This is a genomic window from Clostridium sp. Marseille-P7770 (assembly GCF_902143525.1).
GTDB lineage: Bacteria > Bacillota > Clostridia > Lachnospirales > Lachnospiraceae > Pilosibacter.
This window is the reverse complement of the sequence record NZ_CABFVC010000001.1, coordinates 719,557-744,609: the sequence shown is the minus strand read 5'-3', so window position 1 is coordinate 744,609 and position 25,053 is coordinate 719,557. Positions and strand designations below refer to the sequence as shown.

Genomic DNA, 25,053 nt, shown 5'->3' with positions numbered 1-25,053 from the left:
TACCTGAAATAAAATTTTCTGGTCTTCTTTTTCTTATTTCGTTAATTTCTCATCAATAAAGCACAGACCATCGATCGCCATCGTTCCGGACGCCGTCAGTGCACCGCCGCCGCCGTCAACGCGGCTTGTTCCTCCTGGGAAGAAAGTACCATCAATATTACGGATACCATTCGGCATAACGAGAAGTTCTCCAAAATCGGTAGTATTCTTGATGATATGTCCTTTTGCCGCCAGAAGCTTGATCGTATCCGGTGAGAAACCTTCCTCAAGCTCAAGTCCCTGATTTAATGTCAGACAGCACATATGCGGATGTTTTACTGCAGAATCCATCATCATGCCGTAATCCAGGTTGTTGATAATGAGCTGCAGGGTACTTGTAATGATACGCGGACCACCAGCTGCGCCAACGGATAATACCGGTTTTCCTTCTTTCATGACGATTGTTGGGGACATACTGGATAACGGAGTTTTTCCTGGACGGATCGCATTTGCCATTCCATATGCCAGTCCCTGTGTGGTACGGACACCTGCTTTTGCACTGAAGTCTGCCATTGCGTTGTTCATAATGAATCCTCTTCCCGGGATCACAACGCCCGATCCCCACCAGTTACGGATCGTCTGTGTCTGGGAGATCACATTTCCATATTTATCCATTACCGTAAAGTTAGATGTGCAGCCGCGGTACTCTTTTGCCTCGATCCCGTCCGTTGGGGCATATTCTTTTGCATGATCCATATCGATCTTTGCAGCCAGCTCTTTCGCATACTCTTTCGAGAGCAGTTTATCAACCTTTACGTCAACGAAGTCCGGATCACCCATTGCCACGGATCGATCAGCAAACATCATCTTCATGGTCTCTGCAATTACATGAGTACTGTCAGCAGAATGGAATCCCATTCCTTTTAAATCGAAGTTTTCCAGAATATTTAACATCTGGATGATATGGGTTCCGCCTGAAGACGGCGGTGCCATGGAGATGATATCATATCCACGATAATTTCCGCGAACCGGGATCCGTTCCTTCGGCTTGCAGTTTATGAGATCTTCCTTGCAGAAGAGTCCTTTATTTTTGTTGATATGCTCTACCATCTCGTCTGCGATCGGTCCATTATAGAACCAGTCCACACCATTCTTCGCAACGCCTTCCATGGTGTCTGCCAGGTCCGGATTTTTAATGATCTCACCAAACTGACGCGGCTTTCCATGATTCAGATAAAGCTCCTCAAAACCTTCATATTCTGCTTTATTGTGCTCTGCCTCCGGGGTATCCGTGATCCTGGCGTACGCGAAGCCGCATGCAAAGCCATCACGGCAAAGCTTGATCGCAGGCGCTGAAACCTGTTCCCATGTCATCGTGCCGTGTTTCTTCAGCAGATTATCCATTGCGCGATAGAACGACGGTACCGATACAGATCTTCCGGAATATTCGGTAAGGTTCAGATCTACATCACCGTTCTCATCCAGCATCATATCCTGGTATGCATTCTTCGGAGCAATTCCCCGGGCATCCACGCAGTAGAACTCATTTGTATTTTTATCATAGAATGTATGGAAGCATCCGCCGCCAATTCCACAATGGTACGGTTCCACAACGCCGAGAACAAGAGACACTGCAACTGCTGCATCAAAGGCATTTCCGCCCTGTTTCATGATCTCAAGACCAGCCTGTGTCGCATATGGGCTGTTCGAGCTGACCGCGCCTTCTGTTCCCGATACATGCGGTTTATACATCGCGATCGTATCATCAACGGTCCTTCCAAGATAAGGTCTGTTCGGCATATCAAAATCCTCCTTTTTCTGTCATTTCGCTGCGTTTTACAGATCTTCTTTCTGTAAAACGCAGCTCATATCTTCCAAGTTTCTGTTATGCTGTCTTTTCAGCAGGAGAAGTTGCCAGTGTAACAATAATACCAACGACATAGCTGACAACGATCGTCGGATATACAACGTTTAATGTTCCGTTTAATCCAAGCACTACCCATGCAATCGCGGTTACGATACCTGCGATAACGCTTGCGAACGATGCTTTCGCGTTCACTCTCTTCCAGAAAAGTCCTACAACTACGGAATAGCTGAACGGAGAAGTTACACAGTACGTAAGTGTTAAGAACATATTTGTCATCTGTGCGGACGGAATGAAGAAACCAACTAACAGAGAAACATACGCAACCGCGATCGTTCCGAAACGGGAAACCTTGAGGATCTGATGGTCATCCGCATTCTTGTTGATCTGTTTCTTGTAGATATTGGTAAGAATCGTACCGGTTGCCATCATCATGGTAGCCATTGTCGCAGCAATGATCATCGTGCAGACTGCAAAGATGATACCTGCCATGACCGGTGTGTTCATATCACGGATTGCCCATGCGAATGCTGTTGCGCCGTCACCGAGACCGTCATTTGCTGCGCGCGCCATCATACCAACGATTGCTGTCAGGATACAGATCGGAGCTGCAAGAATATAACCGATGATGCAGCCTGCGCATGCTGTCTTGTCGTCTTTCGCCGCTAACATCGGCTGAAGAGCGGACTGAAGAACTACAGAGCTTAAGAGACCGCCGACTGCCCACGCGATGATCTGCTGGGTCGGCATTGCGCTTAACTTGTCATAACCTTCCGGAAGTGATGCGATCAGTCCGGAATATCCGCCGAAATCTCCAATGTGTGTTCCCACAAAGAAAATAAGAAGTACATATGTTGCGATACAAACGACACGACCGATTGCTGCAGAACCTTTCATTCCTGCGAATCCAGTATAGATTGCTGCGATCGTAACACCGATAAACATCGCAAGACCGGTATTTAATCCCGGAAGAACGATCTGGATGATCGATGAGATCGTCTTTAACTGGATCGGAATATAGATGATTCCGAAAATGATCCATACGTAGGACTGAAGTCTTGCAACGCCCGGCGAGAAGCGGGATTCCAGATAATCCGGAAGCGCCTCTGTCTTTAAGTTTTTACGAAGCGGACCAGCCAGAAGTCCTAAGAAAAGGATGTAGACGCCGCTTGCGATCGAGTACCAGCATCCCGCGATACCCATCGTATAACCATTCTGTGCGGCACCAACAACGCTCATGCCTCCGATCTGCCATGCACCTAACATCGCGCCAACCGCAAATGCACTCATTGACCGGTCACTGCCGGACCACTGATTTGCATGTGCGATTTTTGTTCCTGCATAGATTCCGACAGCAATGATCAGAATAAAAGTCACGATCCATGTAGCAATTAACATACAATTACCCCTTTCTTTTTGGAAATTTATTATTATGGGCATATGATATCACCAGTAGTGAAAATGTGATAGGAAAAATCGGAATTGATATTTAATTTTGTTTATTATTTCTATTTTTTCTTTCAATTTCCTCTTAAGGTCTCTGGAGTTTTGACGACTAATATGATAAAATAAATCGGTATATGTTTCCCGAAACTTTTTACATTCTGATTTTGACAGGAGGAACATCTCAATGAACGAAGTCATGAACAATATCCTTACAAGAAGAAGCATCCGTAAATTCACCGACACTCCAATCTCCAGAGAGATTCTAGACGATCTGGTACAGGCTGCTCTCCACGCGCCGAGCGGCATGGGAAAACAGACCTGGAAATTTACGGTAGTGACAAATAAGAATGCCATCAAACGTCTGGCTGAGGCGATCAAAACCACATTAAACCGCCCGGGATATGATCTGTACTGCCCGGCTGCCATCATCATACCGTCCAATCTGCGCGACAGTAACTGGGGAAAAGAAGATGATGCCTGCGCTCTCGAAAATATCTTTTTAGCTGCCAATTCCTACGGAGTCGGCTCTGTCTGGATCAACCAGCTCCAGAATATCTGCGATACTCCGGCGATCCGTGACATCTTAAATGATTTTGGTGTTCCGGCCGATCATGTAGTCTATGGGATGGCTGCTTTAGGCTATCCTGATCCGAATACTGTGATTCAGCCGAAAGAGCGGATCGGAAAAGTTGCCTATATCGAATAATCAAAAACTTTCCGGCGCCGCTGTTCACCGCGGCGCCAGTCTTTATACACATCCAGTTACAGACACAAAAATACCTGTTCAGAGTGAAGTAATCCATCTCTGCCAGGTATTTTTATCCGGATCTTTGTGCTGATCTACTCTACGTACCCCGCATTCCAGAAGTAGAGTCCGCTGTAATTATTTAAGCCTTTCACATGATCATTCCATGCATAATTCGCAATATAATGGCCAAAATTGATGACTGCCAGATAATCCCAGGAATACTCCTGAACTTTCTCCCAAGCCGCCTTCGCGTCATCCATGTTTGTGGAGGTATTCATGTCATTTAAAAGACTCTGCAGGGTTTCATCATCGTTCCAACCTGCGTAATTCGGTCCAAAGTAAAGCTTTAAGGACGGAATCGGTACCTGTGAAAATGTGCAGATATACATGTCATAGGCAGTCGGGTCTGTGCTCTGTGCCTGAAGTGTCGGCCAGTCGACGATATTTAATTCTACCGGAATGCCGACCTCCTCAAGTTCTGCCTGCATTGCGACTGCCATGTAATCCATCTTATTTAAAGTAGCCGCTGTCAGCTTCAGCGGAGTTCCGTCATATCCGTTTTCCTTCAGAATCTCCTTTGCCTTTTCAGGATCATGGACGTTGTATTCCTCTGAACCGGCATCTGTATACCAGAATGGCTGTGCCTCATCCATATAACAGGAGCCGGTCACATAACCGTTTGTTCCGTATGTAGCTGCCATGACCTCCTCATAGTCAAGGGCATAACTGACTGCCTGACGGAACCATTTGTTCGCGCACAGGCCTTCTTTGTGGTTAATGATCGGCGCAATGGTTCCCTGCTGTGTAGAATAAACGGTGACACCGTCAAGATCGGAGATCCGCTCCACATCGTCCGACGGAAGGTTATAAATAACATCGTACTGACCGGACTCCAGTCCCGCATTTCTTGTGTTTGATTCCGGAACGATCCAGAAAATGATCGTTTTCGACGGTGCCGCTTTATAGCCGGACCAGCCATCCATCGGTTCTCCTTCCGTTCTATACGGCACATAATCATCAAAGCGCTCCAGCTTTACATACTGATCCTGCGGCCATTCCACGAATTTATATGGTCCCGTTCCAATGTATTCTGTCATGAAGCCGTTGCTGTCTTCCTTCTCGCATGCCTCAGCAGTCGTGATCGAGGCCGGCTGCGCCGCGCCCGCGATCACACAGGGGAAGAGCAGGATCGGCTTATCTGCCGCAATCTTTACGGTGTAATCATCTACCTTTTCAAATCTCGCGTCACCAACCATCGCTGAAGCCGTGCTGAACGCATTGATCCAACGGTTCATGGATGCCACAACATCGTCCGCGGTCATTTCACTGCCATCGTGGAACTTCACGCCTTTTCTCAAGGCAAATGTGATCGTTTTCGCGTCCTCGCTGACCTCATAGGACTCGCAAAGCTCTGGAACTGCCTCACCATTTGCGTTTAAGGTTACAAGCTTTTCCCAGCATGTTCCGTCCATCATCTGACGGGCGATCAGGCTTGAGTTTTTATGAAGATCCAGAGACGGTGCCTGCTGTGCAACTGCAATATTTAAGGTATCCTTATAGGATGCGTTCGGATCCGCGACAGAGATCGTCGCGCTGTCCGTTCCGGAAGCTGCAGTTGTTGTCTCCGCTCCTGTGCTTCCGTTAGATGCGGATTCCGCAGCAGCTGTTGTTGTCCCGCTGTCGGACGAAGTTGTTGAACCTCCACACGCGGTCAATGCCATACTCGCCGCCATAGCGGCAGCGATATATTTGATCGTTTTTCTTTTCATATCGTTGTCCTCCTCATGATGTCTGGTCGCTTACTTACTCATACCCGTCTGAACAAGTGAAAACACGCTTCGCGATTTTCCCCTTGTTATTGCGACAGTCGCCAAGGTCTCGCGCATGCGCGGACTTTGGCTCGTTGTTCGCGTAAATAAAATGGAGGAGTCTCGGTAACTGTTCCGAGGTACTCCTCCTTGAATCCCTTTATTTTTCCTTAATTCCCGCGTTCCAGAAATACAGACCGCTGTAATCATTTAATCCTTCAACATCAGAGTTCCATGCATAGTTTGCGATATAATGTCCGGCATTGATGAGCGGCAGGTACTCCCAGGAGTATGCCTGTAAGTCTTCCCACGCTGCCTTTGCATCATCGAGAGTCGTCGCGCTGTTCATTGCCGCAAACTTTTCTGCCAGTGTCGCATCATCGGACCAGCCCGGATAATTCGGTCCAAAGTAAAGTTTTAAGGACGGAACCGGTACCTGTGCGAAGGATGTGATATAAAGATCAAACTTATCCGGATCCTTTCGGTAATCAGTAAGCGTTGCCCAGTCAACGATCGTCAGCTCGGTCGGAATTCCGATTGCCTCTAACTCCTGCTCCATCGCCACTCCGATATAGTTCATATTATTCAGATTTGAGCAAAGAATCGTGAATGTTTCTCCATTATATCCATTTTCCTGTAAGATCTGTTTTGCCTTCTCCGGATCCTTGATGTTATAGTTTTCAGATCCGGCATCTGTATTCCAGAATTCCTGTGCCTCATCCATGTAACAGGAGCCAAGGTCATATCCGCCCTCTCCATAGACTGCTGTGAGGATCTCATCCATATCCAGACATGTATTGACTGCTGTACGGAAATACTGGTTGGAGGCAACGCCCTTCTTGTGGTTAAATACAAGTGCCACAGTACCCTGCTGAGCAGATTTTACAGTGACATTGTCCATTCCCTCAACACGCGGAACATCATCATGCTGTAAGTTATAGATAACATCATACTGTCCTGTTTCAAGACCGGCAACACGTGTCGTCTCCTCCGGTACAATATCAAACTCCAGAATCTTTGTCGGAGCTGCCTTATAACCGGCCCAGCCGTCCATCGGCTCTCCCTCTGTTCCATACGGTACATAGTCATCAAATTTTTCAAGTTTTACATACTGGTCCTGAACCCATTCGGAGAACTTATACGGACCGGTTCCAATGTAATCGGTCATAAAACCGTTGGAATCTTCCTTCTCGCATGCTGCCGCTGTCGTGATGGAGGCCGGCTGTGCCGCACCTGCGATCATGGACGGTAAAAGAAGAATGGAATGATCCGCAGCGATCTTTACGGTATAATCATCTACTTTTTCAAATCTTGCATCTCCGACGGTACTCTTTGCGGAACTGAAGCCTTCGATCCAACGGTTCATGGATGCAACCACATCATCCGCTGTCATCTCACTTCCATCATGGAACTTGACTCCCTTTCTTAACGTAAAGGTGATCGTCTTCGCATCCTCACTGACATCGTAGGACTCACAGAGCTCCGGAACTGCCTCTGCCTTGGAATTCAGAGTGACTAACTTCTCCCAGACGGTTTCATCCATCATCTGACGGGCAATCAGGCTGGAGTTTTTATGAAGATCCAGGGATGGCGCCTGCTGAGCAACCGCGATATGTAATTCTTCCTTGTATGTCGCATTCGCGTCTGCAGCCGCTGCTGCTGTCGATTCTGCTGCTGAAGTGTCGCTTCCTCCTGCCGCTGCTGTTGTTTCAGAACTTCCGGAACCGCTGCAAGCGCTGAGGACTGCTGCTGCTGCCAGAACTGCTGCTGTTATCTTTGCACTCTTTTTTCTCATAATCTTCTCCTCCTCGAATCTTACGAATCTATTTCACAGGATCCTGCCCGGCATGATGTCTTTCCTCTCCGATATCTCGTAAGAGGACCTGCTGTCTGTCTTATCGTGTCTTCCCTGTTGTGTGTCCTGCAGGCAGAGATCCTTTGAAACCATGCTCATAGGTTTCCCGAAATTCTATTCCTCTTCACTTTCCTTTTCGTGAAGAAGACATGCCGCCCGATGTCTCGGTGTGATTTCCTGCATTTTCGGCACCTTTCTGGAACAAAGCTCCGTCGCGTACGGGCATCTGGTGTGGAAAACACAGCCTGACGGCGGATCGATCGGCGACGGGAGCTCGCCTTTCAGCTGGATCCGCTCTTTCGAAATATGCGGATTTGCATGAGGTACTGCTGAAAGCAGCGCCTGTGTGTACGGGTGAAGCGGGTTTGAAAACAGCTCATTTGTCTCCGCTTCCTCCATCAGATGTCCGAGATACATGACTCCGATCCTGTCGGAAATATAACGGACAATGCTGATATCATGGGCGATAAAGAGATAAGAAATTCCCTCTTCCTCTCTGAGATCCTGCATCAGGTTTACGATCTGCGCCTGAATGGAAACGTCAAGCGCGGATACCGGCTCATCACAGACGATCAGCTTCGGATCCAGGATCAATGCTCTCGCAATTCCGATTCTCTGTCTCTGGCCGCCGGAAAACTCATGTGGAAAGCGGTAAAAATGTTCCGGTCTGAGTCCGACTTTGTGAAGCATATTCATCGCAAGTTCCATGCGCTCTTCCTTGTTCTTACCTATTTTATGGATTTCGAGAACCTCCATCAAGGTGTCCCCGACTCTTTTTCTTGGGTTTAAGGATGTGAACGGATCCTGAAAAACCATCTGTACTTCTCTGCGGTATGGGATTAATTCCTTGTCGTTTAATTTTGTGATGTCATGTCCCATGACCTCCACGGTTCCTTCCGTCGGATCCAGCAGACGGATCAGCGTCCGTCCCAGAGTACTCTTTCCGCAGCCGGTCTCACCGACCAGACCGTAAACTTCTCCTTCATATATGGAAATATCAACACCATCGACAGCTTTTACTACTTTTTTCATGCTGCCGCTGTTTCCTTTTACCGGGAAATACTGTTTGATCCCAGTTCCTTTTAAAACAACTTTTCTCTCGTCCATACTAAGCCCCCATTCCAGCCATATGGCATCTTACTTTCTGGGTCGCGCTTACTTCCCGGAGTTCCGGCATCTCTTTCCGGCATCTATCCGTTGCATACGGACATCTCGGCGCGAACCGGCAGCCTTCCGGGATCTGATTGAGCAGCGGCACCATGCCATCGATCTGATAAAGACGTTCTCCCTTGTCTCCGTCGATCTGCGGAATGGAGCGGATCAGTCCCTGTGTGTACGGGTGCTGCGGATGATCGAAGATCGAATCGACATCCGCTTCCTCAACGACCTGGCCGAGATACATGACGATCACTCTCTGACATACCTCCGCAACCACCGCAAGATCGTGAGTGATCAGCATGACTCCCATGTCCAGCTTGTGGTTCAGATCCACGATCAGATCCATGACCTGTGCCTGGATCGTGACATCCAGTGCCGTTGTCGGCTCATCTGCGATCAGGAGTCTTGGATGACAGGCTAATGCGATGGCGATCATGACACGCTGTCTCATGCCGCCGGATAACTGGTGTGGATACTGGGCGAACCGTTTTTCCGGCTCCGGGATGCCTACCAGACGGAGCATTTCGATAGATTTTTCCACCGCTTCCTTTTTCGATATCTTCTGGTGGATCAAAAGTGCCTCCATGATCTGGGATCCCACGGTAAATACAGGGTTTAACGAACTTAATGCATCCTGGAACACCATGGAGATCTTCTCGCCCCGGACTTTCTGCATCTCTTTCTCCGGAAGGTCAAACAGGTTTTCTCCTTCCAATTTCACAGTTCCTGAATAAGATGCCACCCGTTTTTCATCATAAAGTCTCATGATCGACTGGGAAGTAACGCTTTTTCCACATCCGGACTCTCCAACGATCCCAAGGATCTCACCTTTGTATACACAAAAGGAAACACCGTCTATTGCTTTTAAATCTCCCCGCTCTGTGTGGAACTTTGTACAAAGCCCATCTACCTCGAGGATCTTCTCTCTCTCTTTCTCCGGCATAACCGTCACCTCCTGGATTTTTTCATATCTGTGGCCGTCGGAAATATCTGACAGCCGCCCGTATCATGGCTATTTGCTGAGCGGATCAAGAACATCGCGGATTCCATCACCCAGAAGATTTAATCCCAGGACGGAAAGTGCGGTAAATGTTCCAGGAAATACGATCATCCACCATGCATTATAGATAACGTTCTTGCCTTCATTTAAAATATTTCCCCAGCTCGGTGCCGGTGCCGGAACACCTGCGCCCAGAAAGCTGAGTGCTGCTTCTGTGATAATGGAAGAAGCGAATACGAATGTCATCTGGACGATGATCGGGGAGAGAATGTTTGGCGCGATGTGGTTCCAGAGGATCCTGGTCCTGCTCGCTCCCAGACATCTCATCGCTTCCACATAGGTCTGCTCTCTCGCGACGAGAGCAGAACCTCTTGCAAGACGCGCCATACTCGGCGTGTTTACAACTGTGAGAGCAATAATGACATTCTTGATGTCTGCGCCAAGGACGGTCATAAGGGTAATTGCAAGAAGAGTAGAGGGGATAGCCTTAAGACCGTCACAAAAGCGCATCAGTATATTATCCAAATATTTGTTAGTTGTCGCATATAAGCCGAGCATCATTCCGAGGAATCCGGATGTGATGCCTACGGTAAAACCTACAAACATGGAAATTCTCGCTCCGTAAAGAACTCTTGCGAAGAGATCTCTTCCCATGCTGTCTGTCCCGAACCAGTGAGCTGCGCTCGGTCCCTTTAACCGGACTTTCATATCAAGCACCAGCGGATCACACTGTGCAAGGACGGGTGCCAGGATCGCCAGAGTCAGCATTGTAACTACAATGATAAATCCGACTACTGATAATTTATTTCTCAGGAATTTATGTAACTGGAGTTCTCTCTGTTCTTTCAGCAGACGATCTCTTACTTCTTTTAATGAGCCGTCAATCTCTTTTGTAAACGGAGTATCCATTCTCATTGTCTTTGTCATAGCTGTCATATCGATTCCTCCCAATCTCAAATCATACCGGTCACTATCCAAGTCTTACACGCGGATCTGCAAGTCCGTATAACAGATCGACCATCAGGTTGATGAACACGTTGATGCACGCGATGATCAGGACGATCGCCTGGATCACATAATAATCGCGTCGGCCGATGGAGTTTACCATGAGCTGCCCCATACCAGGGATCGCAAACATGTACTCTACAACAGCGGCTCCTGCCAGTGCTCCAACAATGCTCTGACCGATCGTTGTGATGACCGGGATCAGTGCATTCCGGAATGCGTGTTTTGCGATCAGGAAGAACTCTCTGACGCCTTTGGCTTTCGCCATCTTAATGTAATCGCTGTTCAGCACCTCTAACATGGACGCCTTTGTCATTCTCATTAAAAGTGCGGAATGCATAAATCCCAACGCAACGCCGGGAAGGATCAGTGAACGGATATGTGGGATAAACCCATCTGACATGGTCTTATATCCGGAAACCGGAAGCCATTTTAACTTGACGGCAAATATCATCATAAGAAACAGACCAAGTAAAAAACTCGGAAGAGAAATCCCGGTAAGGGAAATGGCGGAAACTGCGGTATCGACTGCTGTCCCTTTTTTTCTGGCTGCTATGATCCCGAGCGGGATCGCAAGACAGAGGGCGACGATCGTAGAAAAGATCGTGAGGGAAATTGTCGGTTCCCAATGGCTGGAGATCATGCTGGCCACCGTCTCATTGCCGGCAACACTCATGCCGAAATCTCCGTGGAAGATATTTCCGATCCAGACAAAATATTGCTCTACTACCGGTTTATCGAGTCCCATCTTTGCCCGAAGAGCTGCGATATCTTCCACCGTAGCCTCATCACCAAGAATGGACGCTGCCGGATCGCCAGGGGTCAGATGCACCACTGAAAAGATAACGACGGATACAATGATCAGAACCGGAATGATAGAAAGCACCCGTCCTACAATGAATTTTCTCATATTGTCCTCTCCCTTCTCGCTGTCCAGAAAAAACAATTAAAAAAGCACACAATGCGTCTTTTGATACGCCATTGTATGCTCAACAGTTGTCTTTTTTCTTTTTGTTTTTTCTGCTCCTGTAATTGCGTTTTATTCTACTGTCCATAATTGAATTTGTCAATTAACGATTCTGTAGATATATTCTGACTATTTTGCCGGCTTATTTGGTTGTTTTTTACAGTGACCAAAAAAATTTTGTTCAGAGTGACGATTGATCGTTTTTAATTAAATATTGTTTTCATTAACTTTGCTTAATATTTTTAAGTTATATTTATATATACTTTACTTTTTTAATTCAACTTTTTTATTGCTTTCTCTCTGCTATCACGACAGTCGCCAAGGTCTCGCGCAAGCGCGGACTTTGGCTCGTTGTTCGCGTAAATTAAAAATACGCACCTGACTTCTCGCTGAAACAGCGATCGTGCAGTGCGCATTTTATTCCCGTCCTGTTTTGTTCTCCTCTTCCTTATCCCGAAACCAGTTGTCCAACTTCGTGAGTCCACGGATCAGGATCTTTTTCTCATCCTCGTCAAATTCATCCAGGATCGAGGTGATCATTTCTTTATGGAATCTCGCATGGTGGATAAACGCTTTCTTTCCCTTATCCGAAAGCGAGATATATACGACCCTGCGGTCTTCCTCCCCGCGTTCCCTCTTCACATACCCTTTTTTTACCAGGCTGTTCATCGCGATCGTCAGGGTGCCCACCGTGACAGAGAGTTCTTTTGCGATCGATGACATGTTTTTCGGTGTTCCCATACCGATGGCCTCGATCACATGCATATCATTGTTTGTTATATCCTGGAACTCCTGGGTGATGATCGCCTTCTCCTCAACGTCCATGATACTGCGGAACAGTCTCACCAGGATCTCGTTCAATACTTTATAATCGTCCAACCGTGGAATCCTCTTCCTCTCTGGGCTGTCCAACCGCAATATCCGATCTTCCTGACGCCCCGGATCTTTTGTTTTTTACGGCTTTTATTATAAACGATTCCAATTCACGACACAACCGATTTTCTCCGGTTTTCCACTTTTTCTGTGAAAATACATTACAGTACACGGACGCCCCACCGCCGGGCTGTAACAAGATTATGCCGATGCTTCGCATTCTGGCCCGGCTGTATCAGGTATGGAATAATTGCCCCGTCAAAAAGATACTTGCAGCGATCCCAGCCGCTGTTGCAGCAAGAGCTCCAGGCAATGTCCAGCGTGTCTTTCGGATATGTGCAGACATAAAATACACACTCATGGTATAAAACACTGTCTCCGTACACCCCATCATGATAGAAACCATATTTCCGACCAGAGAATCCGGCCCATATTCTTTAAAGATGTCAAGGATCAGACCAACGGCTGCAGAGCTGGATACGATCCTCACCAGAATGATCGGGATTACCGGAACAGGGATATGGCAGAGTGCGGCGGGAATCTTCAGAAGTTCCGATACTGCTTCAAGAATCCCCGAAGCTCTTAAAACTCCCACCGCTGTCATCAGTCCGATCAGAGTCGGAAGTACATCCGCCACAGTGTGCATTCCTTCCTTTGCGCCATCCAGAAAATCATCGAACACCGGTCGTTTTGCAAGGATTCCGGAACCGACGATATAAAATACCGTGAGCGGTACCATAAACTCTGAAAGAAAGATCAGAATATCCATATTTCTTTCCGCCCGATCAACATCTTCTCCTTTTCATTGTATTCTCCGGAAAAATCCATTATACTAAGCACATGGAGGTGTTTTTCACTATGAATATTCTTTTTCTCGAATATCCGCCGTGTTCCACCTGTCAAAAGGCAAAGCGCTGGCTCGATGAGCACCAGGTATCTTATACCAGCCGCCATATCAAGGAAAATAATCCCAGTGTGGCAGAACTGACAGAATGGTACAAAATGAGCGGACTTCCGTTAAAAAAATTCTTTAACACCAGCGGACTTCTCTATAAATCCATGGGACTGAAAGATAAACTCCCGACTATGAGCGAGGAAGAACAGATTGCCCTTCTGGCAACTGACGGCATGCTCGTAAAACGTCCGTTAGTGATCGGTGACTCCTTTGTTCTCACCGGTTTTAAGGAAAAAGACTGGCAGGAAAAGCTAGGGTGACTGACGCCCTGGCTTTTTTCCGCTTTTCACAAACAGCCAGATTCCCGCTGCCAGTAAAAGTACACTTACAAAACTCACCGTTATCGTCGTGATATGGCTCTCCAGCCATTCAATGATCCGCTCTGCGAGACTTGCCTGTACAGTTTCTTCGGAAGTATCCGGGATCGTTTCCGGCTGGCTCATGATCTCCGGCTCTGGTTCGATCCCTGTCTCATCTTCCGTTTCCGGGAGAACTTCCTCATAAATTCCAATATACTGCTTTCCTTCCAGATCCGGTGTCCGGATCTGACCGCCGTACTTCGCTTTTACGTTTCGGACCAGTTTGCTTCCAACTGCGGCTGCGTTTCTGCATATCACCTCCCCATCTTCATAAGGTTCTCCGTCCCACTCCACGCGGTCTACCCGGTAATACTCCCGGGACAGTCCGGCGAGATCCAGAAGTTTTTCTCCGTAGTCAGCAAGATCCGCATTCCCGGGGATCTCCATATCTCCCAGATAAAATGAGTCTGCTCCATACCCGGAAACCGTGACCGAAAAAGAAAAGGTATCTGACCATTCTCTCGATATTTCTTCCACATCCACAAGAGAAAGCTCCCGCTCAAACTCTGTGCCGGACTCCTCATCGATCAGGGGAACATCAGCTGTCTCCGGCACTGTATCATCTCCTTCCAGATCATATGGGATTGTCACCTGGGCATACGTCATTTCTCCTGTTTTCTTTGCGTTTCGGATTCGCGTTGATACCAGACGGTATTCTTTTTCGCCCTCGGTCCTTGTCTCTTCCGGTAGAAATTCCTCTCCCCCACCCGTAAATATGGGGCTTTCATACGTCAGAGTCTCTTTTTCTTCTCTTTTTTTCTCCGCAGGCGATGTCTCTTCTCCGGACAGAGTTTCTTCCACCTGCAGCTTTCTTTCCTCTGACGGCAATTTTTCCGCGAATGCAGGCATGAAAAAAGATACACATAAGAGAACTGCCTCCATTCCTAAAAATCCGAATATTTTTCTGACCGGAAGCCGGATTTTCCGGCTTCCATCATTTTTCATCCTCATGTTCATTGTTCCTTTCTTCTCTCTCCTTTTTTATGTGAAGATACCAGAGTCCAAGGAATCCGACAAACAGACCGGTTACTGCAAGCTCTGGTCTTCCCGTATCTCCCGTTTCCGGGGTTCTGAGATCTGTCCTGCCTTTTTGGTGGACGTGCCCCTTTCCGCTGCCTGAAAATTCCCGTTCATAGCGTACCGTGATCGTCCCATATGTTTTTTTCCGTTCCGGTTCTGTCTCAGGCTCTGTCCACTCCGCTTCCACCGGTTTCTTTGGCTTCTCACCAGGAACAGATGGCGTCGGACGTTCCGGCTCCGTTGGTGTTTCCGGCGTCTCCGGCATTTCCGGTTCCGTCGGTGTTTCCGGAAAAGTCGGGATATCGGGTTCTGTCGGCTGTTCCGGCTCCGTCGGTGTTTCCGATTTCTCCGGCGGCTTTCTTCGATCCGTCATCTCGATCTTCACGAAATTTCCGTTCTCCGGCACTGTAAAGGAAATGGATTCCGCGAGCTCGTACCCGTCAGGAGCGGATATTTCTGTCAGAATATAGTTCTCACCTGCCGTCAGCTTTCCTTCTACAAGATGCGGAGTCTTCCCGGATATCCAGGAATCAACAAGCCTTCCATCAGAAGTTTTTAACTCCAGGGAAGCTCCCGGAAGTTCTTCCCCTGTCGTGAGATCCAGTTTACTGAATCCAGCTCTTGTCGTTTTATTTTCGACAGAAAGTTCATACAGCTGGATCAGATCCTCTTTTTCCCTGTCAAACACGACCGAAAAGGTTTCTTCACAGCGTCCGTATCCCGGAGGCGGCATGAGCTCCCGAACTGTATATTCATACATGATCCAGGCTCCATGATCCAGATATCCGATTGAAAGTTCCGGCGATAACGCGATCCCATCTTCACCAGTCGCAAACACAGTTTTCTCCCCTGTCTGTACACAGACAGCTTCAAACCAGGCACCGGAAAGCCGCAGATCTTTATCATCCGCATCCGTCTTCCTGATCCTGATGCGCCCAAATGCTGCCCGTTCCTCCGGTTTCCGTTTATTTTCCACTTCATAACGGATAACGGTTCCGGACTGATCCACTGTGATCAGCATCGGATCTGCTCCCTGATATCCATCCGGAACCTTACTCTCCAGAAGCACATATTTTCCTTCCGGAAGCCGGTCGATCCGATGCAGACCGCCTCTTGTATCGTAGCTGGTCACTTCCGGGAAGCTGCCGGAAAATCCGGAACGGTAACGGAACTGATACTCAAATGCCGGTGACGGCTGACCATTCTGCGTTAATTTTTCCGGATTTCCATTTGCGGATACAGAAACCTGCATTCTGCTTCCATCCGATAGCTCCCAGAGCTGCAGGATGATCCCCTGATCCTCTGTTTCTTTATTCTCCAGCAGTCTGGCCTCTCCGGAGATCACTCGTCCCGTGATTTCTTTTCTCCATGAAAACTGTTCAAATCCATTTCCATACTCGCCAAACATCTTTTCATACGCCTCCGGGACCGCCGGAAGGTACTCTGACAGGTTATCTGCCTTCCAACTGTCTGCGATCCGGTCTTTCCGGTACCCATAAGTACCGTTCTCCATCTTCACCTCCCCGTTTTCATCAAGATCCGCTTCACAGAGAACAAATTCGGGAGACGCCGGCCAGGACAGCGCTTCTTTCTCGCCGGACGTATTTCTCTCAAACTTAAGGATCTCCAGTTTTGTATGGTCATCCTTCAGGACAAAGCTCTGCAGCTCTTTTGTCTCTTCCACTGTGATCTCCATCGAAGCAGGAAGATAACCGGGCGGAGTCTCCAGCTCCTCCAGGATATAGTTTCCCAACGGAATTCCCTCAAAATACTTTGGTTTTCCATCCGTGATCCACAACGCCGTCACCGGAACTTTGTGATTGTCCAACGGGTCTTCTGAGCTCCACACAGCAGGCGTCTCTTCTGCCTTCACAAGGTAGTATCCTTTGGGGTATTTCTCATGATCCGCAGAATTCACACGCTTCGCTTTAAAGAGCGCAAGTTTTGCTCCTTTGACAAACTTCTGACCGTATGATCCGCGGATCTCCGTCCCGTTTTCTTTATTCTGGCTGTCCGTCCGGTTTTCGATATTCTGAACATAGCTTTCTGTCCCGTCTGTCTTTGCAATCTCCACCTTCGTCTTCTCATCTGACAGGACGACTCTCTGGATTTCTTTTGTCTCATTCACCTCCACTGCTGCCGGAAGCGCACGCACATACCCATCCGGCGCCTCCAGTTCCTCAAGAATGTAGCTTCCCGGGATCACACGTCTTAAAAGATCCGGCTGTCCATCCGTCTCCTCATCCGTGCTGCCGTCCTGGATCGTTTTCTCACCGCTAACCCATACATTCGGAATGATCCATACCTCTCCCTTTCTGTGTTTTAAAGGTACATCATCCGCCTCATCCTCCGGATCCCCTACATCAAGAAGATCCTCTCTCCTGTTCAAGTGGTATGCCGCACGGTTCTCCATTTCCAGAAGATCTTCATACCGGTATGTCACATAATCCCCATCCCGGTCATAGACCGATTCTCCTTTCTTGTACACTGCGCCGCTTTCCGGATAATATTTTACCAGTCCAAACTCATCGAGAACTGGTTCCATCTTTTTTTCGAAACGGCCTGTTTTCGGGTTCCATGTCCCAGTAATATAGGCATTCTCAGTTTCTTCTGCGATTTCTGCCGGTCTTCCGGTCAATATTTTCCGTCTTCCGATCAGATTCCCTGATGAATCCGTCTCTTTTACCACCGGCCACACGTAAAAGACCGGTCGTTCCCTTCCATACCTTCCAATCTCCATCTTCCTCACATATGCCAGTCCCGTATAGGGATCTGTTTCCGCGTCCCTGCACAGGAATGAGTCAAGATGAAACAGCGTAGTCTCCGGATCCATCGAGGTAAACGCCTTCGACTTCCGATCATATACAAGTTTTGAGAAATCGCCTCCAGATACTTCAAATACAGGTTTTCCATTTTTCAGCGCGTAGATCGATCTCGTATCAAAGGTAATCTTCTGCCGCCGCCCTTCCCGGTCATAGCCGTAAAGAGTTCCATCTTTTCCTTTCGTTATCACATCAAGATTCCCGAGATCGTAGAGCAGGACCGGGGTATCCGGTCTCTTCACGGTCCTGAGTTTCCAGATTCCTTCGTCCCGGGTATCATCTTCCGATCCTGGTTCACGAGAGAATTCCTGTTTTTCTCCTGCATATCCCTCCTTTACGACAATATCTGTCACATTTCCGTTTCTGTCCCTTGTGACCTCCACACCTTCAAATGCGTAGTCCTCGGAATCTCCGGTCGTTTCTACCCGGATCGCGTCATAAAGCGCAAGTTTCGCTCCGGTTACATATGGGTTCTCATGATCTGCCGTTTCAAGCCTTTTTGTCACATAGCCGTATCCCTGAAAGACACCATTCTCATAAACGAGCTCCACCCTCTCTCCGGCATGTTTCCGCTCTTCCAGTATCTCCAGTGTCCCTTTCTTCCAGCCAAATCCCTGGTATATCCCTGCATGATCATAGGCAAGGTCGAGATTCTCTAGTCCATACTGTGCGCGAAGTTCAGAGATCGTACCTTCCACACGGCCTGATACCTTCATTCCACGAGTTGTATCTATTGTCTTTGTTTTTGAAACTTCCAGAATTGTTGCGGTATTTTCCGCGTAGATTCTGGCTGTATCCGTGACATTCTCCGGATGGATCCCCTTCAGATCCTGCTCATATCCATAAACGGATGCTGCCGTTTTCTCTTCCGTCCAGCCACCGGAATACAGGATCCTGTCACTGTAGATTTCCACCGCCACAGGTCCTGAACGTACATATCCAGACGGCGCCTTTATCTCTGCCAGCACATAGACTCCTGCCGGAAGAGGATTTGGCGTTTTCGCGTAACCTGTTGCCTGAAGAATCCCCTTTTCCGCAATATCCCGGATTGTTGGGATCGCCAGGAGCGTTCCCGTCTGCAGTCCATCTCTGTCCGTAAAGCTTACAAGATCTTCCTCATGACAGACCGGCGTTCCCGCAGGAACCGTTCCGTAAAAGAGTTCTCCGGCTCCAGGCGCTTTCCGCGCAAACGGCCGGATCTCCTTCGCTCCCATCGCCTCCAGAAAATATCTGCTTCCCAGGATCATCGTATCAGCCGTGTAACACGTTACAGCTCCATCACCATTCTCTGCCGCATTTCTCTCTGCACGGTAGATCCCGAATACTGCGTCATCGTAAAGGATCGGTTCCCCTGTTTCCGCATCAAGCTTTTCAATTCTCACATCAGCATAATATTTCCGGTCCAGAAATGATTTTTCTCCATATCCTGTCCAGCTCTTGTCATCTTTCTGCTCATTCGGATCTACAATGCTCCATGGAACCAGCATCGGCGCATATTCTCCGTCACGAGCTGTTTTTACCCCTGTCATCGTCTCCTTTCCATCCGTTTTCGCTCCGTATTCGCTGTCTGACCGATAGTGATAATATCGCCCCACCTTCCCGTTTCCATAAGGTTCATAATGGCCGGTTTTTGCTTTTTCTGAGAGGCCATATGGATAAACTTCAAAATCCCCGTCATTGCTGTGGGCACTGATCACATACTCCCGCAGCTCCTGCTGCTGATTTTTGTCCCACTCCTCATTGAAGCGGATCAGGTACTTTCTCGCAAGATCCCATGGGGAATCCGCTCTCTTATAAATATAGTTTTCTCTCTGATCATCCCCGGACTGTCCTGCTGCCTCCGGAAGGAAGATCTCCTTCGGCGCATCGATCTCATAATGCCTGTTCTTAAAGTCCAGTAATTCAGGTGCATATGGCTGTTCCTCTGCGATCACATACTCTCCGTATGGGAGATATTCAGAAACTGCCGCAGCTGCCTCTTCCTTTGTCTCCCCATTTTTCTTTTGAACGGTCAGAGTTGTCTGATCTCCGTCAGAACCACCGTCCTCCTCGCTGTCCCATGCGATCGCGTAGATCTTTCCAAGATCATATCGGAAAAATGGCTGCAGATACTCCTCCGCCTTTTGGATCGCCAAAAAAAGAGCATGATCATACTGCTCATCCGGATATGCGCTCGCCCCATACTGCAGATTTTCCATCTCCTCTTTCAGATACCAGTCGATGGCGAACTGCCGGACCGCATCCGAGCGCTTTGCGTTTTCTTTCGCATATTCTGAAGTATTGATCTCATTTTTCTTTCCGCTGATAAGGCTGGACGCAAATGGTTTAAATGACGTATTCCACAGTTTTCCCTTTCTCTTCCAGCGATCTGTATCCGCCGTTCGGATAGCCGCGAAGAACTTTTCATAGTTATACTCGTGAATCGTTCCTTCACCCTGGTCAGAATCTTTCCTCCGCTCCACCGTCTCCAGTACCTGTCGGATTTCCTTTCTCGTATAGATCTTCTGCACCAGCTCTGGAAAATGTTCCCGGTATTCTTCGATCTGCACCGGATTTCCGTTTTTATCTTCCCAGGAAATCTCTCCGTCTTTTGTACAGAAAATTCGTTCCAGATTGGACTTTAGGTAGATCTTAAAGCGGAAATTCCCGATATTTTCTCCGTCGTCCGTCTTTTTTTCCACGCGTATTTTCTGTTTCACAGGCCGCTCAAGAACAATTGCCGGTGTCAGTCCCGTATCCCCGTCCTCGCTGATCTTATCCTGCCTGCGATAGATCAGCCGCTTTGCGATAATATAGGTATCGGAAAGATCCCGGTTCTTCGAAACAGACGCTGCAAGAGCTGCACCCGAAAACCTTACAAGGTATTCTGCATAGCCGATCCGGTCCCCCGCCCGATATCCCCGGACATTCGCATTTCCAAGCATCCGGATCTCTTTTTCCGTCAGAACATGGCTTTTTTCCGGAAGTTTTGCAGTAAAGTTTAAAGTAAGACTCGTCTTTTTATCATTGAATTCTTTTCCAAAAGAATCCTTTCCCGCGGTCTTTATATGGATCCTGTATACACCGTTTTTTTCCTCTCTCACCACATCCGGAAGTTCCACGTCTTTTTCCACGACTTCTTTTTCTGTCGTGATCTCGATCTTATCTTCCGTCTTTGTAAGTGGAACGCGGTATCCATGTGCTGGATCTCCAGACAGGTAATCGATCACGTTTTCCCCTTTTTTATGGTAAACCATGACCTGATGCATGATCTCCGTCAGTTTTCCATCCGTTCCCGGCATCATGACCGGGGTCAGTGTCGCGTCAAGATAATATCTTCTGCCTCTGCCGTTCCCGAGCATGTACTGTCTGTCCACCTGAAACCGATACTTTCCACTGTTTTTATATTCCTGGTAGACCCAGCGAAGATTTACCGGATCCTCGTATACGGCATACACGCAGTCCACCGTTTTCCTTCCATTTTCCGTTTTCGATGTGAAAAATCTTCGATTCCCGATCGAGGATGCCCCGGCGTACAGGGTGATCTGATAGTGGTCTCCTTCTCTTCTGATCATGTCGATCCCACCAAAATTCCACTGGGGATGTTCCTGATACCAGGTGAAAATATTCTGCATGAGATCCAGGATACTGTCATTCTTTTTGCATGTGACAGCGATTTCCTGTACTGCTGCCCCATATACTGTTTTTTTCGCTGTTTCTCCTGGTTCCGTCGTCATACCCCAGACATCTTTCTGACCTTTTTTCACTCCCCGGTTGTAAATCGGTGCAGTTTCCATAGAACGGATCCCTCCTGCAGTAACCGGGACATCATATCCGTTCTTTCCGAGGATTTCCTCCGTCTGCGCTTTCAAAAAGAGAAACGCGTCTGCTGTTTCGTCTGAAAGATCACATTCCTCCAGTTTTGCCTGAAAACGTTCATCGTCCTCATCGACAGACAGATTTTCAAGGCGCATCGGTATTTTCTCCGGGATCTGCTCCACCTTTAAAATCTGCGGTTCCATTCGGATCACCGGTTCCTGCCCGGTGATCTTTCCCGCTGCGTTACGTTCCGGCTGATAGAGAAGGTCACTGGAATCGCTTTCCGCCTGCTTCCATATCGTTCTTCCTGCCGCATCTTTCACGATCACGATCTCTGTTCCCGTCACATGAGGTCCTGTGACCAGCTCTTCTCCTGCATCGACACGATAAAACTTTGTCCCTTCCGGGAAGCCGCAGGCGAGGATCTCATATCCTCCATCTCCGTTTTCCCCGGCAGTTCCCGATGAACTCACCGTAAATGCAAGTTCATCGTATCCTTTTCCGCTTCCATCATCGCCTTCCATCGCAGCCGCAAGCTCCGGCATCGTAACCACCGCAGTTCCATTGGCATCTGTCACAGAATCCGGCACATCATATCCGCTTCCCCGGTTTGTAATCTGCTGCTCCATTCCATTTACAGAAAGTTCATATCCCTCGCTTCTTGAGAGCTCCTTTATATAATATTTTCCAAGGATCAGCGGGCGTCCGATCCAGCAGTTTCCGTTCTTTTCTGTATTCTTCTGATAAAGATTTTCCGGTCCGTTCCAGGAAATATCATTTCTTTTGCTGATCTTCCCTTCCCCGTAATCGTATTCCATCCCCGGTTTTACGGTATAACACAGGAAATCTGCATTTCCGTCCTGATCTGTCGATGCCGCAGCCACAAGATCATTCTTCCTGTAGACGATCCCTGTATTTGTCAGGGTCCCGTTTCCCGCTACTTCTGCGTCCGGATGGATAATGTCTTCCGCCGCGAAAAGACCGTAAACAGCCCCCTGAAGTGTTCCGTCCCCTTCTGTATCCCCGTAGGATGAATACTTATCAGATTCTCCCCGGAAAAGGTCCAGATCTTTTTTTGTAATATGGATCCGTCCTTCCGTCCGGTGGTCATAGACATGCCATGCATCCCCACAGTTTTCCGCTCCGTTACAATGCGAATATTTTCCGGGATCCCCGGTATTCAGATGCCGGATCCCATCTTCCTCTGCATCTGCCAGGATATCCGCAAAATCTCCAACACCTTCAAACTCACCCCAACCGTCTGATCCTCCATTTTCCTCTTCCTCATCCTGATCTTTTCCCCGGAACAAGTCATAAAGCATCCGGAAAATACTTTTCTTTTCCGCATTGGACTCCGTCGCCCTGACAGCCGCAGCTTCTGAGTCGGAAGCAGTTCTCCTCAGAACATTTCCCATCGTGCTTTTCACCATCGGTATTTTTCTTTCTGAAACACTATTCTCACCCATACTTCCATTTCCCGAATACCAGATGTTTTCCGCGATCTCGCGGCTGCTTCCGGACACCTTCTCCGCATTCGCTCCTGCCTCGGAAGAATCCGTCATGATCATCTCCACCGGAATATCATCCTGATGCAGATCATGGAGTATATACCCACTTCTCGCCTGGATTTCTTTCCAGGTATAAGTAAAACGCAGTCCGATAAATTTCCGGTAAGTCTCTTCACAATCTGCTTTACAGCCGGATCCTTCAAATGCATCCTGAGACGCGGCACGGTTCTTTCGCATCATCCCGGCGCCTTCCCGGCTTCTTCCGTCTGCTTCTCCGCTCTCCAATACCTCCTTCACTTCGTCATAGACACTCTCATCTGCAAGCCAGTGGAAGTGGCATCCGCCGTCCGCCTCTGCCTCGCAGGCCTCTGCTAACTCCAGCCACTGTTTTGCCGCCGCCCGGTTATTGTCCCGCGTCTGTTCTGCCGCCTCCTCATAGGCATCGCTTTTCCCATCACCTTTTCCCTGTTCTTCAGGCATATTTGCCCAGGATGGAGCGGCATGTCCGTCGCAATATGTCTTTTCATAGGCATATTTTCTGGTATCGCGATAAGTAATTTCACCCTTTTCATTCGTGGTTCCTTCAGAAAACACCTGGAAGTCTCTCCATGGACGAAAACTTAAATTTTTTTCCGCAAGTTTTCCCTCTCCATCCGCCTTTGAGATCTTATCCTGATCCTCAAATCTTTCATACAGATAGAACTGGCTTCCCTTTAACGGCATTCCCGTCTCATCATCATGTTTTACGAGTCTGACATTGTAATCCGCCGAAAAAGTCTCTTTATGGCGATAGATCTGAAATTCCAGTGTCGGCGTCTCTGCTCCGTATTCCTGCCTTTCGTCTTTTTCTCCTCCGTCCTGGCTGATCACAAGATAAAATACCATATCCGACGGAATGATCCTCATATCTGCTTTGTAGAGTCTCTGGTGTTCCGGTGCATTGATACAGACCTTAAAATCCATCCATTCCCGGAGATATTCCGGATTCCAGCTGCCTTCCGTGTACCAGCCGGAATTACCTCGCATCGTGATCTTATAACGAACCGTAGTCTTATTATATTTTTCTTCATCCGTCATACTGCTGCCGACCGCATTTTCATTTGCAGTCGCCGAGCCGTTATTATGGATGCGGATCGCGTCTCCGCTCCAGGTCACCTCATACAGATTTGTACCCATCACAGATTTTGCAATATTTTTATCCTGGGAGGCATCCAGCCAGCCCACATTTCCCCCGGTTGATCCATTGTCCCAGACACTCTGAGGTTCGATCTTTGCAATATCGCGGATAAACTCCTTTCCGAGCACAAATTCTGTATCCAGTGCCCCCGGTCCGTCGGAAAAAGGCAGTACCTGGAATGGCACTGCCGTATCTTCTGAAGTCGCTCCCCGGATCGCGTCCGGTGCTTCTTTCCCCGCCGCCAGTCCGACCGATGACGCCTGCTCCATTGCAGCGATCGCGCGATCTTCGATTTCCGGATTGTCAGCCACCCAGGCAAATTTTGTTCCGGCATCGTCTTTCACATATTTTACGATATTGGCACTCGATGTTGTGGAGGCAACTTCCGCATAGAGGCCCGGATCAAATTTTTTTGCCGCGTCCTTTAACGCTGACCAGTTATCCGGATACGCCCAGAATAGCCGTTTCGCCTGCGTCTCCGTAAGGGGAGACGGCATCGTATCAAATTTATACATGTCATACCGGTCGACTTTTTTCCATCCTTTTCCTCCATCGAGGCAGTAGAACGGTGCCGTCGATTTCTGCGGCCATATATCCGATGCCTCGGACGGGAACGGGAGTGGAATCCCCACTCCCGTGATCGTCATGATAACCGCCAGAAAACCGGCTATCCATCGCCTTCTTTTCTTCTTTTCCATCCTGATCCCCCGC

Annotated in this window: 14 protein-coding genes; 2 read left to right on the top strand and 12 right to left on the bottom strand. The window is 48.3% G+C overall.

Annotated elements, in window-relative coordinates:
* Positions 1-33: 33 nt before the first annotated feature.
* Positions 34-1,779 (bottom strand): gamma-glutamyltransferase, encoded by a 1,746-nt coding sequence (gene ggt / locus FN001_RS03440; RefSeq protein ID WP_142410795.1) that lies wholly within the window; start codon positions 1,777-1,779, stop codon positions 34-36.
* A gap of 85 nt (positions 1,780-1,864) precedes the next feature.
* Positions 1,865-3,241, bottom strand: coding sequence for a sodium:solute symporter family protein (locus FN001_RS03435; RefSeq protein WP_118298247.1), 1,377 nt, complete (start codon positions 3,239-3,241; stop codon positions 1,865-1,867).
* Between the two features lie 232 nt (positions 3,242-3,473).
* On the opposite strand from FN001_RS03435, the gene FN001_RS03430 reads away from it, so the two are divergent.
* Positions 3,474-3,995, top strand: a complete 522-nt coding sequence (locus FN001_RS03430) for a nitroreductase (RefSeq protein WP_142410794.1) — start codon at positions 3,474-3,476, stop codon at positions 3,993-3,995.
* Positions 3,996-4,129: 134 nt separating this feature from the next.
* Here the strand turns inward: FN001_RS03430 and FN001_RS03425 are convergent, their stop codons facing one another.
* From FN001_RS03425 to FN001_RS03390, 8 genes are all read right to left on the bottom strand, one after another.
* Positions 4,130-5,806, bottom strand: a complete 1,677-nt coding sequence (locus FN001_RS03425) for an ABC transporter substrate-binding protein (protein ID WP_142410793.1) — start codon at positions 5,804-5,806, stop codon at positions 4,130-4,132.
* Positions 5,807-6,005: 199 nt separating this feature from the next.
* Complete coding sequence (locus FN001_RS03420) at positions 6,006-7,640, bottom strand: ABC transporter substrate-binding protein (protein ID WP_142410792.1); 1,635 nt, start codon at positions 7,638-7,640, stop codon at positions 6,006-6,008.
* A gap of 174 nt (positions 7,641-7,814) precedes the next feature.
* Complete coding sequence (locus FN001_RS03415; RefSeq protein ID WP_142410791.1) at positions 7,815-8,807, bottom strand: ABC transporter ATP-binding protein; 993 nt, start codon at positions 8,805-8,807, stop codon at positions 7,815-7,817.
* 1 nt (position 8,808) lies between these two features.
* Positions 8,809-9,801, bottom strand: a complete 993-nt coding sequence (locus FN001_RS03410; RefSeq protein ID WP_142410790.1) for an ABC transporter ATP-binding protein — start codon at positions 9,799-9,801, stop codon at positions 8,809-8,811.
* A gap of 69 nt (positions 9,802-9,870) precedes the next feature.
* The gene (locus FN001_RS03405) at positions 9,871-10,794 is read right to left on the bottom strand and encodes an ABC transporter permease (protein WP_486463471.1); all 924 of its coding nucleotides are present in this window, start codon (positions 10,792-10,794) and stop codon (positions 9,871-9,873) included.
* Positions 10,795-10,828: 34 nt separating this feature from the next.
* Positions 10,829-11,773 (bottom strand): ABC transporter permease, encoded by a 945-nt coding sequence (locus tag FN001_RS03400; protein ID WP_142410789.1) that lies wholly within the window; start codon positions 11,771-11,773, stop codon positions 10,829-10,831.
* A 474-nt stretch (positions 11,774-12,247) separates the two neighbouring features.
* A complete protein-coding gene (locus FN001_RS03395) occupies positions 12,248-12,709 on the bottom strand; it encodes a MarR family winged helix-turn-helix transcriptional regulator (RefSeq protein ID WP_346011198.1) in 462 nt (153 codons plus the stop codon).
* Positions 12,710-12,938: 229 nt separating this feature from the next.
* Positions 12,939-13,472, bottom strand: a complete 534-nt coding sequence (locus FN001_RS03390; protein WP_118532174.1) for a spore maturation protein — start codon at positions 13,470-13,472, stop codon at positions 12,939-12,941.
* 89 nt (positions 13,473-13,561) lie between these two features.
* Here FN001_RS03390 and FN001_RS03385 point away from each other — a divergent pair, with 89 nt between their 5' ends.
* Positions 13,562-13,918 (top strand): arsenate reductase family protein, encoded by a 357-nt coding sequence (locus FN001_RS03385; protein WP_118298251.1) that lies wholly within the window; start codon positions 13,562-13,564, stop codon positions 13,916-13,918.
* On the opposite strand, the gene FN001_RS03380 is transcribed toward FN001_RS03385, so the two are convergent.
* Together FN001_RS03380 and FN001_RS03375 are read right to left on the bottom strand one after the other, a co-directional pair.
* Entirely contained in the window at positions 13,910-14,968 is a 1,059-nt protein-coding gene (locus FN001_RS03380) for a hypothetical protein (RefSeq protein ID WP_185911826.1), read from the bottom strand. The genes FN001_RS03385 and FN001_RS03380 overlap by 9 nt on opposite strands.
* Positions 14,952-25,040 (bottom strand): SpaA isopeptide-forming pilin-related protein, encoded by a 10,089-nt coding sequence (locus FN001_RS03375; RefSeq protein ID WP_142410787.1) that lies wholly within the window; start codon positions 25,038-25,040, stop codon positions 14,952-14,954. Before FN001_RS03375 ends, FN001_RS03380 begins: the two co-directional genes overlap by 17 nt.
* Positions 25,041-25,053 lie beyond the last annotated feature (13 nt).

Coding starts and splice junctions, on each gene's coding strand:
- FN001_RS03400 (WP_142410789.1), bottom strand. CDS start 11,773: ATGAGAAAATTCATTGTAGGACGGGTGCTTTCTATCATTCCGGTTCTG.
- FN001_RS03405 (WP_486463471.1), bottom strand. CDS start 10,794: ATGACAGCTATGACAAAGACAATGAGAATGGATACTCCGTTTACAAAA.
- FN001_RS03430 (WP_142410794.1), top strand. CDS start 3,474: ATGAACGAAGTCATGAACAATATCCTTACAAGAAGAAGCATCCGTAAA.
- FN001_RS03380 (WP_185911826.1), bottom strand. CDS start 14,968: ATGAGGATGAAAAATGATGGAAGCCGGAAAATCCGGCTTCCGGTCAGA.
- FN001_RS03410 (WP_142410790.1), bottom strand. CDS start 9,801: ATGCCGGAGAAAGAGAGAGAGAAGATCCTCGAGGTAGATGGGCTTTGT.
- FN001_RS03435 (WP_118298247.1), bottom strand. CDS start 3,241: ATGTTAATTGCTACATGGATCGTGACTTTTATTCTGATCATTGCTGTC.
- FN001_RS03415 (WP_142410791.1), bottom strand. CDS start 8,807: ATGGACGAGAGAAAAGTTGTTTTAAAAGGAACTGGGATCAAACAGTAT.
- ggt (WP_142410795.1), bottom strand. CDS start 1,779: ATGCCGAACAGACCTTATCTTGGAAGGACCGTTGATGATACGATCGCG.
- FN001_RS03375 (WP_142410787.1), bottom strand. CDS start 25,040: ATGGAAAAGAAGAAAAGAAGGCGATGGATAGCCGGTTTTCTGGCGGTT.
- FN001_RS03390 (WP_118532174.1), bottom strand. CDS start 13,472: ATGGATATTCTGATCTTTCTTTCAGAGTTTATGGTACCGCTCACGGTA.
- FN001_RS03385 (WP_118298251.1), top strand. CDS start 13,562: ATGAATATTCTTTTTCTCGAATATCCGCCGTGTTCCACCTGTCAAAAG.
- FN001_RS03425 (WP_142410793.1), bottom strand. CDS start 5,806: ATGAAAAGAAAAACGATCAAATATATCGCTGCCGCTATGGCGGCGAGT.
- FN001_RS03420 (WP_142410792.1), bottom strand. CDS start 7,640: ATGAGAAAAAAGAGTGCAAAGATAACAGCAGCAGTTCTGGCAGCAGCA.